Origin of the sequence: Maribacter sp. 1_MG-2023 (assembly GCF_030547005.1) — a bacterium.
Taxonomy (GTDB): domain Bacteria; phylum Bacteroidota; class Bacteroidia; order Flavobacteriales; family Flavobacteriaceae; genus Maribacter.
The window spans coordinates 51,062-63,779 of record NZ_JAUOPN010000004.1 but is presented as its reverse complement, the minus strand read 5'-3'; the positions used below and the strand labels follow the sequence as shown (position 1 = coordinate 63,779).

Below are 12,718 nucleotides of genomic sequence, written 5' to 3'. Positions count from 1 at the left end.
GTTAATGAATAACTGAAGACTTCGATTTGAAAAGTATATAAAATAAAAAACCCTTGAAAATCTAAAGATTAACAAGGGTTTTGTGGTACTCGAGGCGGGACTTGAACCCGCACGCCCCAAAGAGCACAGGATTTTAAGTCCGGCGTGTCTACCAATTCCACCACTCGAGCATACTTGGCTTTGAAAAAAATGTTGACTGGCAACATTTTCTGAGCGAAAAACGGGATTCGAACCCGCGACCTCCACCTTGGCAAGGTGATGCTCTACCCCTGAGCTACTTTCGCAAATTTTTAAGAACGTGCATCTCTTGAAAGATGCGGCTGCAAATTTAAAACAATTCTGTAAAAACCAAAGTAAAAAAGTGCAAAAGAATTAAAAAATTTATGAAGTAGCCTTTTTACCCTTGGTTAACAGCCTTTTAATCTCATTTAATTTCATTAAAGCTTCTACCGGAGTTAGTGTATCTATGTCTAAATTCGTGATTTCGTCCTTGATTTCGTCCAATAAAGGGTCGTCTAAATTGAAAAAGCTCAATTGCATTTCGTCAGAATCACTTTTTAATTTGTCTCCGACATCTTCACTTACATGTTTATTTTCCAACTTCTTCAAAATTTTATTTGCCTTTTGAATTACTTGTTGAGGCATACCAGCCATTTTAGCCACATGAATACCAAAACTATGTTCACTACCACCCGGAACCAATTTTCGTAGAAATAAAACCGTATCCTTTAACTCTTTTATAGCGACATTATAGTTTTTAATGCGATTAAAGGTGTTGGTCATTTCATTGAGCTCATGGTAATGTGTAGCGAACATTGTTTTTGCTCTTGCTGGGTGCTCATGTAGATATTCAGAAATTGCCCAAGCAATAGATATACCATCATATGTACTTGTACCGCGACCAATTTCATCTAATAATACAAGGCTTCGCTCAGAGAGATTATTAAGTATCGATGCCGTTTCGTTCATTTCTACCATAAAAGTAGATTCGCCCATTGAAATATTGTCACTTGCACCAACTCGGGTAAATATTTTATCTACAACACCAATTTTAGCTGATTCTGCAGATACAAAACTTCCCATTTGTGCAAGTAGTACAATTAATGCTGTTTGTCGTAGTAATGCTGATTTACCACTCATATTCGGACCGGTAATCATTATAAATTGTTGATTAGATCTGTCTAGTTGTAAATCGTTGGCAATATACTGTTCGCCTAAAGGAAGCTGTTTTTCAATAACCGGGTGCCTTCCGTCTTTTATTTCTAAATCTGTAGAATCATTTAAAGAAGGGCAGTTGTATGCATTTTCTTTTGCAAGTTGTGCAAAACCACAAAGACAATCTAATTGAGCAATAAGGTGTGCATTGTTTTGTACAGGGGCAATATACTCTTGCATCCATACGACCAATTGAGAAAATAGTTGTTGCTCTAAAGTTGAAATACGGTCTTCTGCTCCTAGAATTTTTGCTTCGTATTCTTTAAGTTCTTCGGTAATATAGCGTTCTGCATTTACCAAAGTTTGTTTACGCGTCCATGTTTCAGGTACTTTATCTTTATGGGTGTTTCTAACTTCTATATAATAACCAAAGACATTATTAGAGGCTATTTTAAGGGATGTTATGCCGGTTGCGGCAGTTTCCCTTTCTAGCATTTTGTTTAGATAGTTTTTTCCTGAAGTTGCTAATCCTCTAAGTTCGTCTAATTCTTTAGAAAATCCTTTAGCGATAGTACTTCCTTTTAAAATATTTACAGGTGCTTCTTCGCTAAGCATCTCTTTTATTTTAGCGCGTAGTAAATCGCAAGATTGTATTTGGTCTCCTGTTAAAGCTAGTGACTCGTTTTTAGATGCCGTAGCTAATTGCTTAATGGGAATTAAAGCTTCTAAAGAATTTTTTAGTTGTACTACTTCTTTAGGGTTTACCTTGCCTGTAGCGACCTTAGAAATTAATCGTTCTAAATCGCCCATTTGTTTAATATGGTGCTGAAACTTTTCTAAAACAACTTCTTCATCATGTAAGAAAGAAACAATTTGTTGCCTCCTTTTAATTTTTTCTAAATTTTTAAGCGGTAAGGCAAGCCATCTTTTAATCATTCGCCCACCCATTGGTGAGATTGTTTTATCAATAACATCTAACAGTGTTACTGCATTAACATTGGTAGAATGGTAAAGTTCTAGGTTTTTAATGGTGAAGCGATCCATCCATATATAATCATCTTCAGCTATTCGCTGTAATTTAGATATATGCTGTAATTGGCGGTGTTGTGTTTCGCCTAAGTAATGCAAAACCACACCTGACGCTATAATACCACAGGTTAAATGATCTACACCAAAACCTTTTAACGTATTGGTATTGAAGTGAGATGTAAGGTTATCTAGAGCGTAATCTTCTTGAAAAACCCAGTCTTCTAAGTAAAACAAATGATGGTTTTTGCCAAATATCTCTAAGAATTCTTTTTTATATGCTTTGGATATTAAAATCTCATTAGGTGAGAAATTCTGTAATAATTTGTCTATTTGCTCTTGGCTACCTTCTGATGTTAAAAACTCACCCGTAGAGATATCAACAAAAGCAATTCCTATTTTTTTTCTTCCGAAGTGAACGGCACATAGAAAATTATTAGTCTTAGAGTTTAAGATATCGTCATTCATTGCCACACCTGGGGTAACCAATTCGGTCACACCTCTTTTGACAATAGTTTTTGTTTGTTTTGGATCTTCTAACTGGTCGCATATTGCAACACGCTGACCTGCTTTTACCAATTTAGGTAAATAGGTATTTAGGGAGTGATGTGGGAAGCCAGCTAACTCGGTTCGCTCGCCACCATTATTTCTATTGGTTAGAATAATACCTAGTATGCGTGAAGCCTTTACTGCATCTTCACCAAAAGTTTCATAAAAATCGCCTACTCGAAATAGCAATAATGCATCAGGATACTTGGTCTTGATGGTATTATATTGCTTCATTAAAGGGGTTACCTTTTTTGTCTTGCTTTTATCCGCCACTTTATCTTTATCTCATTAATTTTGCACCTTCACGAAAGTATGGTTTAATCTCTTGAATTTTAATCATTGTTGATATTTGAGGATAAGTTTATAACCAGTCAAACTAACGAAATTGATCAATTAAGTATGAGAAAATTAAAAAATGAGGAGTTAGATAGAATTGATGTTGAAGGGTATAAGCTTGCCGGTAAATCTCCCATAATTATTGTTCTTGATAATATAAGAAGTTTAAATAATATTGGATCTGTCTTTAGAACTGCCGATGCTTTTTTGATTGAGAAAATATATTTGTGTGGTATTACCGCTACACCGCCTCATAAAGATATTCATAAAACGGCATTAGGTGCAACCGATAGTGTCGATTGGGAGCATGTTGATGATACGGTGGTTTTGGTTGAAAAATTGAAGAAAGAGGGCTGCCACATTATTTCTGTAGAACAGGCTGAAAAAGCTACGCAGCTTAACGAATATATGCCTGCTGAAGGCAAAAAGCAGGTATTCATTTTTGGAAACGAGGTAAAGGGTGTTGCCCAAAATGTGGTTTCTGGTAGTAATGAGGTTTTGGAAATACCGCAATTCGGCACCAAGCATTCATTGAATATTTCAGTTAGCGTGGGTGTTGTAGTGTGGGATTGCTGGAGCAAGTTAAACGCATAAAAAAAGCCTGGTCGTAGACCAGGCTTTTTAGTATAGTTTGAGTTAGTTAGTTGCACGTATGCCTTCACAATAAAAGATTTTCTTTTCATTTACGCAAGAAATAATGCGATTTATTATTGTCATGTATTGGCTAAGGCAAAGTCTTCTATCTTAGCTAAAACAGTTTCATAATCACTCTTGTGACTCACAAAATCAAGCTCGCTTACGTCTATAATTAGTTGATTTTCTTTAGGGTATGTTCTTAGAAAGTCAAAATAACCACGGTTGATTTTTTCAAGATAGGTGAGTTCTATATTCTGTTCATAGTCCCTGCCACGTTTCTTTATTTGCTCTAGTAATCTTTCTGTTGTTTGATACAGATAAACGTATACTTTGGGCTTTTTAACTTCCTTGTACATAAAGTTAAACACCTTTCTATAAAGGTCAAATTCATTTTGTTGTAGGGTAACCTTGGCGAATATCAACGATTTATAAATATCATAATCACTTACCATAAAACTCTTAAAAAGGTCTAGTTGATTTGTATCTTCTGTAAATTGCTGATATCGGTCTGCTAAAAAAGACATCTCTAGAGGGAAAGCATACCTCGCTTGATCTTCATAGAAATTAGGTAAAAACGGATTCTCGGCAAAACGTTCTAAAATTAATTTTGCATTGAAGTCTTCAGAAATTTTAGTTGCCAATGTTGTTTTGCCTGCTCCAATATTTCCTTCAATGGCAACATACTCCAAACTAGCAAAAAACGTATGCCTGCTTTTGAAAAGTCTTTTTATTTGTTTTGTTATGGTGCTTTTATCTTTGCACTCTTGAAGCAAATTTCTAGTGTCTTTATTAAAAATGGGATGATAGAATTGCGGAGTAATATCTGCAAGTGGTTTCAAGATGAACTTTCTGTCTTGCATCTTAGGGTGCGGTACAGTTAACTTGGTGGTGTTTATTACATCTTTTTCGTAATAAATGATATCAATGTCCAAAGTTCTGCTTTGGTAATTGTTTCCTTCGCTCCGTTCTCTTCCAAAATCGGTTTCGATTGCCAATAATTTTGCTAATAGATCTTCTGGGGAAAGCAATGTCTGTAATTCTAAACAAGCATTCAAAAAATCTTCACCTTCAAAACCCCAAGACGGAGTTTCGTAGACAGCAGAAACCTGCCTAATTTCGCCGGCTACTTTACCGATTTCGAAAATAGCTTTTTGTAATAACAATTGACGGTTGCCTAAATTACTACCAATAGATAAGAATGCTGTTTTGTATACTCCCATAATGTTGGAACAAAATAACTAAAACATATCCACATTAGTTATCTTTGTTCACTATTATAATAAAGATTTAAATGAATTTTTTAAGAAATTTTCTTGCTTCCATTTTGGGTTCTCTGTTTGCATTCGGAATCATGTTTGTTATGTTTTTGATTTTTATAAGCTTAGTCAGTAGTGGTGAAGATACCGTTGCTATTGAAGATAACTCTATTCTTGAGTTGCAATTTAAAAGACAAATTTCAGATTATACGGGTAGTGATGAATTAGACCCCTTTGCAGGTATTTTTAAAGAGTCGCAAGGATTGGATGAAATAATACAAGCTATTGAGGTAGCGAAAAATGATGACCGTATAAAGGGAATCAGTATTAATAACAACTTTATAATGGCAGGTTTGGCACAAACACAAGCTATTAGAAAATCATTAGAAGATTTTAAGGCTGAAGGTAAATTTATTTACGCATACGCAGATATTTTTATGCAACGTGATTATTATTTGGCTAGTGTGGCAGATTCTATTTTTATAAATCCGGTAGGGATTTTAGATTTTAAAGGCTTGTCTACAGAGGTTCTTTACTATAAAGAACTGCAAGAGAAATCTGGAATTAAGATGGAGGTTATTCGTCATGGAAAATACAAAAGTGCTGTTGAGCCATATCTTGAAAATAACATGAGTGAAGCAAATAGAAGCCAATTAACTTCTTTACTTCAATCTCTTTGGAATTCTATGATTGTAGATATTTCAAAAACACGATCTATCTCTGAGTCAGATTTAAATATTATTGCAGATACTTTAGGAGGTAGAACTCCGAAATATGCAAAAAAATCAGGCTTGATTGATGATGTTGTTTTTTATGATGAGTATGAGAGCAAACTAGCAAATGCACTAAAGATTAAAAAAAACGCAGATATTAACTATAGTGCCTTGGGTGATTACGTAAAGTATTCGAATAAAAAGAAGTTAAAGTTTGGTGATGATAAAATTGCCGTTGTTTTCGCACAAGGTGAAATTTTATATGGTGAAGGTGGTCCGAATGTTATTGGTCAGGGTATTATAAATGAAGCATTGATTAAAGCGCGTGAAGATGATAAGGTGAAGGCTATTGTTCTGCGTGTTAATTCGCCAGGCGGTAGTGCTTTGACTTCAGATATTATTTGGAGAGAAGTTGCACTTGCCAAGAAAGTGAAGCCTGTAATAGTGTCAATGGGTAATGTTGCAGCATCTGGTGGTTATTACATTGCCGCTGGCGCTGATAAGATTTTTGCCGAACCAACTACCATAACTGGTTCTATAGGGGTATTTGGTACTGTACCGAACATGACTGAATTAGCTGGTGATATAGGGATTAATGCAGAGCAAGTAGGTACCAATAAAAATGCCGTCAAATATTCACTTTTTGAGCCAATGCAAGAAAGTTTTAAAAATCAAGTGCAAGAGAGTATAGAAGAAACCTACCAAACATTTCTGCAAAGAGTATCAGAAGGTAGAAATATGACCATGGCGCAAGTAGATAGTGTAGCGCAGGGTAGAGTTTGGAGCGGTACCGAAGCTTTAGAAGTTGGTTTGGTAGATGAGTTAGGTAATTTAGATGATGCTATTGAAGCGGCTGCTGATTTAGCTTCTCTAAGCTCGTACGGAATTAAGAAGTTTCCGAAATATAAAAGCGGATTTGAGCGTTTTATGGAAGATTTAGAAGGCGCTAGTCTTCAAATCAAAGAGAATTTATTAAAAGAAGAAATAGGCGAAGAGGCATATAAAGTGCTAAAGGAACTGCAATCTTTTAAAGAGCAAAAGGGTATACAGGCTAGAATGCCGTTTGTATTAGATATTAAGTAATATATGACCTTAAAAGACAGAAAACTAGCACAACGTATTTATCTGTATTTAGGGGCTTTGTTTATCACTTCTTTAGTGGTTTCTAACCTTATATTTCAAAAATTTTTTTATTGGAATCCCTTCGGGGATTTCACCGTTTTTGGGGTTTCGCTTTTTGAAGTATCCGTAGGTATTTTGCCTTATCCTATAACTTTTTTAATAACAGATCTTATATCAGAGATTTATGGTAGAAAAATGGCTAACCAGATTGTCACCGCAGGTATTTTTGCATCTTTCTTTTCTATGGGTATTATATTATTGGCAGAAGTTGCGCCAGCAATTCCTTCATCACCTTTAAACGATGAAACGTTTACGCAAGTTTTTGCGCTGTCGCCAATAGCTGTATTAGCTTCTATGATTGCATATTTGCTAGCGCAGTATGTAGATGTGGCTATTTATCATTTCTGGAAAAAATTGACCAAAGGCAAGTATTTATGGTTGCGTAATAATTTTTCGACATTCTTATCACAATTTCTTGACACGTTTACCGTTGTGGGGTTGTTATGTGTCTTCAAAGTATTACCGTGGGAGCTTTTTTTCGGTCTCGTAGTAAGCGGATTTATTTTTAAGATTTTTATAGCATTTATAGACACCCCTTTTCTCTATTTCTTCGTATATATTATGAGAAAACGTTTTAATCTAAAGCTAAATGAAGAATTGGATTTAGATGTGTTAGATTGATAACAGTAAACAATACAGTATAAAAGTATACTATGGGTAAGAAAATATTAAAAATTGTAGGGGTATTACTAGTCTTGATTATTATAGTTTTAATTGCGGCTCCTTTCTTCTTAGAAGCTAAAATAGGAGAGATTATAAAAAGTAATGTCAATCAGAATGTTAATGCCACATTAGATTTTTCTGAAGCTAATTTAAGTTTGGTCAGAAGTTTTCCGAACGCAGAAGTGGAGTTTAAAGATGTTGTGCTATTAAATAAAGCCCCTTTTGAGGGAGACACCTTATTTAAGGCTAAAAACTTAGACTTAACAATGGGTATTATGCAATTGTTTAAAAGCGAAGGCGATGCAATTGCAATTAATAATATCAATTTAGATGATGCATTCATTAATGTAGTTGTTGATAAGGACGAGAATGCCAACTATGATATAGCAAAACCTTCAGAACCAACTGCCGCTGATGAAGAATCTAGTTCAACCGATGGATTTAACTTGGACCTACAATCTTATGAAATAACCAATACTAGAATTTATTACACAGATAATTCAACAGGTATAGCCTTTAAATTAGATGATTTTCAACATAGAGGAACCGGAGATTTATCTTTGGCTACTTCTGAGTTAGATACGCATACAGATGCTTTTATTTCTTTAGAAATGGATAGTGTTAATTACTTGAACAAAAACAAGATTAAGTTAGATGCACTTGTTGGTATCGATTTAAATGAGAGCAAATATTCTTTTTTGAAAAATGAGGCGTTAATAAATCAGCTGCCACTAGTGTTTGATGGTTTTATTAAATTAAATGAGACCAGTCAAGAAATAGATTTGACATTCAAGACTCCTTCATCGGATTTTAAAAATTTCTTAGGACTGATACCAGAGGTCTATTCTAAAGACATTGAAAATGTTACTACTACAGGTGACTTTGCGGTCAATGGTAATTTTAACGGTATTGTTGACGAAACACATATTCCTAAATTTCATGTTGATCTTAAATCGGATAATGCGTCATTCAAGTATCCTGATTTGCCAAAAGCGGTAAGTAATATATTCTTTGATATTCAATTGAATAATAAAACGGGTATTGTAGAAGATACTTATGTTGATGTTAACAAAGCTTCTTTTATGATAGATGAAGATAAGTTTAATCTTACATCGCACATAACAGAGCTAATGGGTAACACTAAGGTAAAAGCTCATATAGATGGGGCTATGAACTTGGCGAATATTTCAAAAGCATACCCCGTACCGGCTGAGTATGATTTAAAAGGGTTGTTGAAGGCAGATATTACTACTGCTTTTGATATGCAGTCTGTAGAGAAAGAACAATATGAAAAAACAAGTACTACAGGCGATTTAAGTGTAACCAATTTTGAATACAATTCAGAAGAGTTGGCAAACCCTGTAAAATTTAACACCGCTCGTTTAACCTTTAACCCAAAGACAGTGACTTTAAATCAATTAAATGGTACCACAGGTACCACTGATTTTGGTGCAACAGGTACTATAAACAATCTATTAGGGTTTATGTTTAATGATGAAAAGGTGGAGGGTAATTTTAATCTGAAATCTAATTCTTTTGCTTTAAACGATTTTATGGTTGCTGAGGCAGAAGTTCCTGCAACTGCAAATGAGAGTAAGTCCACTTCTGGTGGAGCAGTACAAGAAGAAAAAATTAAAATCCCATCTTTTTTAGATGCAACCATTAATGCGGATGCTAAAAAAGTATTGTATGATGATATTGTATTAAGTGATGTAAAAGGAGTTTTGAAGATAAAAGATGAAACTGCTACCTTAAGCAATATGACTGCTGGTATGTATGGTGGTAAAATCGGCTTTAATGGCGATGTGTCTACAAAGAATGAGACGCCTACTTTTAATATGAAGTTAGACTTAAATCAACTTGGTATTCAAGAAACTTTTGCTTCTGTTGATTTGTTTAAAGCTATAGCACCAATTGCGAAAATGTTGAAAGGTAAATTAACCTCAGATATTTCTCTATCAGGTAATTTAACCGACGATTTAATGCCAAATTTATTGTCATTGAGTGGGGAGATGTTCGCTGATTTAATGACTGAAGAAGTGAATACCGAAGAGGCGCCTGTTCTAAATTCATTAGTTTCCAACTTGAATTTTATCGATTTAAAACAGCTGAATTTAAAAGACCTAAAAACCTCGTTATCTTTTAAAGATGGTATTGTGGTTGTAAAACCTTTTACTTTAAATTATAAGGATATTGTTATCAATGTTGATGGTAGCCATTCGTTTGATCAGAAACTGAATTACAAAGCTACTTTGCAAGTTCCTGCGAAATATTTAGGTTCAGATATTACAAATTTGATTGCTAAGATTGATGATCCTTCTTTGGCTGATTTGACGATACCTGTTGTCGCTAATATTGGCGGCTTATATAATAGTCCAACTGTTACTACTGATATGACTTCAGGGGTAAAGCAATTAACGACAAAGCTTATTGAGGTTGAAAAGCAAAAGCTTATAGCGAAAGGTACTGATAAGGCGAAAGATTTAATTGGGGGGCTAATAAGTGGAAATAAGGCTTCTAGCGATTCAACTAGTCAAGAGACTAGCACTACTAAGACGAATGCTAATGACATTTTAGGTGGAATCTTATCTACCAAGAAAGATACAACCGCTACCACATCTGTTAAGAAAGATTCTACTCCTGTTAAAACAGAGGAAGCTGTGAAAGAAAAGGCAAAAGACATCTTAGGTGGCTTATTCGGAAAAAAGAAAAAAGATAGTACTAACTAATAGTTAAGCCTACATAATGACCTTCGCTACCTCTTACATTGAAAACGGTGTTGTCTTCAAAGATGAGGTATTGACCTTTGATACCTTTTAATTTACCCTCAAAGGATGGTGTTTTAGTTAGGTTCAAACTTTTAACTTTTGTTGGATACTGTAGTACCGGAAATTCTAATTCAGTTTCTGCATTAGAATCTAAAAAATAGGGTAGTGCCTCTTCAGGTATATATTTCTTTAGTTTATCGCGCCATTCTTGAAGATTTTCATCGACAACTGTATTGGTGAGCATGGTACGCCAATTTGTTTTATCGCCCACATAGTCTTTTAAGGCGACTTCAGTTATCCCAGCTAAATATCTATTTGGTACTTCTACTATTTCTATGGCTTCATGAGCACCCTGGTCGATCCATCTAGTTGGTATTTGTCCTTTTCTGGTTACACCTACTTTTACATTGCTTGAATTAGCTAGGTATACAATATGTGGTTGCAATTGCACCTTTTTCTCATAAGCTAAGTCTCGGTCTTCTTGATCTAAATGCGCTTTGCTTAATTCGGGTCTCATTATCCAATCTCCAGCAGATGGTATTTCAAAAAAACATGTTTTACAAAAACCTTGTCGGTAAATGGGGCGGTCATTACCACAGTTTAGACATTGATGTTTAATGAATTCTATTTTTAATGTTTTGTCTAGAATTTGATTTACATTCAAAAAGTCAGATTCGAACAACATATAATATTGAATCGGACTTCCTATTTCTGTCTGCATTTTTCTAAGTACTCCCTCGTATTGCATTTAAATCTTGCTTATTGAATTATCATTTGAAAATGATAGTTAGATGCGCTATTTTTAACAATACAAAGATACCTATAAATGCCAATTACCCTATTTAATTCAATTGCCTCTTGGTTGCTAAAAAAACGTTACCATCAAATCGAGCTTTTTTTAAAATATCCTGATGAGGTTCAAGAAGAGGTTTTACTTCAGTTGCTTGAATTTGCAGAAGATACTGAGGTTGGTAGAACCTATGATTTTGAGTCGATTCAATCGTACAATGATTTTAAAGAACGATTACCTATAGTTTCCTACGAAGAGATTCAACCAATTATAGAACGTACTAGAAGAGGTGAGCAAAATCTGTTTTGGCCTACTAAAGTAAAATTGTTTGCGAAAAGTAGTGGTACAACTGACGCCAAAAGTAAATTTATACCTGTTAGTGGAGAGGCATTAGAAGATTGTCATTATAAGTCTAGTAAAGATTTATTATGCCTTTATCTAAATAACAACGAAAACTCACAGCTTTTTACAGGAAAGAGTTTGCGACTAGGTGGTAGTAAAGAGCTCTACGAGGATAATGGTTCTTTATTTGGTGATTTATCTGCTATTTTGATTGATAACATGCCATTGTGGGCAGAGTACAGTAGCACGCCTAGTAATAAGGTTTCATTAATGAGTGAGTGGGAGAGTAAGCTTATGGCTATCATTCATGAAAGTGTTCAGGAGAATGTTACGAGTTTGGCAGGTGTACCTTCTTGGATGTTGGTTTTATTAAATAAAGTGCTAGAAGAAACTGGTAAAGAGCATCTCTTTCAAGTTTGGGAAAACTTAGAGGTATACTTTCACGGTGGCGTAAACTTTAATCCTTATAAAGAGCAGTACAAAAAAATACTTCCTAATAGCAATTTTAGATATTACGAAATCTATAATGCTTCTGAAGGCTTCTTTGCTATTCAAGATAGAAATGGAGCTGATGATTTGTTACTGATGTTAGACTACGGTATTTTCTATGAGTTTATTTCGATGGATGTTTATGGTTCTTTTAATGAAGAAGCTATACCCTTGTGGAGTGTAGAGTTAGGAAAGAATTATGCCATAATCATTACTACAAACTCAGGATTGTGGAGGTATAAAATAGGAGATACAGTTCGGTTTACTTCTAAAAGTCCGTATAGAATTAAAGTCACAGGTCGTACCAAACATCATATAAATGTATTTGGAGAAGAGCTTATAATAGAGAATGCCGAAGAAGCTTTAAAAATAGCTTGTGCAAAAATGGAAGCTGAAATAATGGATTATACTGCCGGGCCCGTATTTATGGAGGGTAAAGAAAAAGGTGCTCACGAATGGATTATGGAGTTTAGAACCTTACCAGAAGATTTTAGTGCATTTGTAGAAATATTTGATAACGCATTAAAATCTCTCAACTCAGATTATGAAGCTAAGAGATTAAATAATATTACCCTTAACTCGCCATTGGTACACGTAGCGCGTAAGAACTTATTCTATGATTGGCTGAAGTCAAATGACAAGCTTGGTGGTCAACACAAAATTCCGAGGCTGTCAAATAAGAGAGATTATTTAGAAGAGCTTTTGCGAATGAACAAGTAAATAACTCTATTCACACTAATTATTAGCCTAATCACAACAAACTTTTATATATCCTTAATAGTTACAATACATTTGTCTTAAATAATGTTGTGT

8 protein-coding genes and 2 tRNA genes are annotated in these 12,718 nt (G+C 34.6%); 5 read left to right on the top strand and 5 right to left on the bottom strand.

Translation table 11 applies throughout. From position 1 onward, the window contains the following. Positions 1-83: 83 nt before the first annotated feature. From Q4500_RS06370 to mutS, 3 genes are all read right to left on the bottom strand, one after another. Positions 84-170: transfer RNA gene (locus Q4500_RS06370), tRNA-Leu, on the bottom strand. Between the two features lie 42 nt (positions 171-212). Continuing rightward, positions 213-284, bottom strand: a tRNA-Gly gene (locus Q4500_RS06365). 97 nt (positions 285-381) lie between these two features. Next, entirely contained in the window at positions 382-2,964 is a 2,583-nt protein-coding gene (mutS, locus tag Q4500_RS06360) for a DNA mismatch repair protein MutS (protein ID WP_303598874.1), read from the bottom strand. A 165-nt stretch (positions 2,965-3,129) separates the two neighbouring features. Here mutS and Q4500_RS06355 point away from each other — a divergent pair, with 165 nt between their 5' ends. Further along, the gene (locus tag Q4500_RS06355) at positions 3,130-3,660 is read left to right on the top strand and encodes a TrmH family RNA methyltransferase (protein WP_303598873.1); all 531 of its coding nucleotides are present in this window, start codon (positions 3,130-3,132) and stop codon (positions 3,658-3,660) included. A gap of 119 nt (positions 3,661-3,779) precedes the next feature. Here the strand turns inward: Q4500_RS06355 and folK are convergent, their stop codons facing one another. Continuing rightward, entirely contained in the window at positions 3,780-4,922 is a 1,143-nt protein-coding gene (gene folK, locus Q4500_RS06350; protein ID WP_303598871.1) for a 2-amino-4-hydroxy-6-hydroxymethyldihydropteridine diphosphokinase, read from the bottom strand. 71 nt (positions 4,923-4,993) lie between these two features. Between folK and sppA the strand changes: the two genes are divergently transcribed. Genes sppA through Q4500_RS06335 form a run of 3 tightly spaced genes read left to right on the top strand, consistent with a single transcriptional unit; the run spans position 4,994 to position 10,245 of the window. Further along, on the top strand, positions 4,994-6,754 hold the full coding sequence (gene sppA / locus Q4500_RS06345) for a signal peptide peptidase SppA (protein WP_303598870.1): 1,761 nt from the start codon (positions 4,994-4,996) through the stop codon (positions 6,752-6,754). A 3-nt stretch (positions 6,755-6,757) separates the two neighbouring features. After that, a complete protein-coding gene (locus Q4500_RS06340; protein ID WP_303598869.1) occupies positions 6,758-7,474 on the top strand; it encodes a queuosine precursor transporter in 717 nt (238 codons plus the stop codon). A gap of 32 nt (positions 7,475-7,506) precedes the next feature. Beyond that, a complete protein-coding gene (locus Q4500_RS06335) occupies positions 7,507-10,245 on the top strand; it encodes an AsmA-like C-terminal region-containing protein (RefSeq protein WP_303598868.1) in 2,739 nt (912 codons plus the stop codon). On the opposite strand, the gene Q4500_RS06330 is transcribed toward Q4500_RS06335, so the two are convergent. After that, positions 10,238-11,032 carry a DUF2797 domain-containing protein gene (locus tag Q4500_RS06330; RefSeq protein WP_303598867.1) on the bottom strand — a complete coding sequence of 265 codons (795 nt, stop codon included), beginning with the start codon at positions 11,030-11,032 and terminating at the stop codon, positions 10,238-10,240. The genes Q4500_RS06335 and Q4500_RS06330 overlap by 8 nt on opposite strands. A 78-nt stretch (positions 11,033-11,110) precedes the next feature. Between Q4500_RS06330 and Q4500_RS06325 the strand changes: the two genes are divergently transcribed. After that, positions 11,111-12,625 (top strand): GH3 auxin-responsive promoter family protein, encoded by a 1,515-nt coding sequence (locus Q4500_RS06325; protein ID WP_303598866.1) that lies wholly within the window; start codon positions 11,111-11,113, stop codon positions 12,623-12,625. The last annotated feature ends 93 nt before the right edge of the window (positions 12,626-12,718 follow it).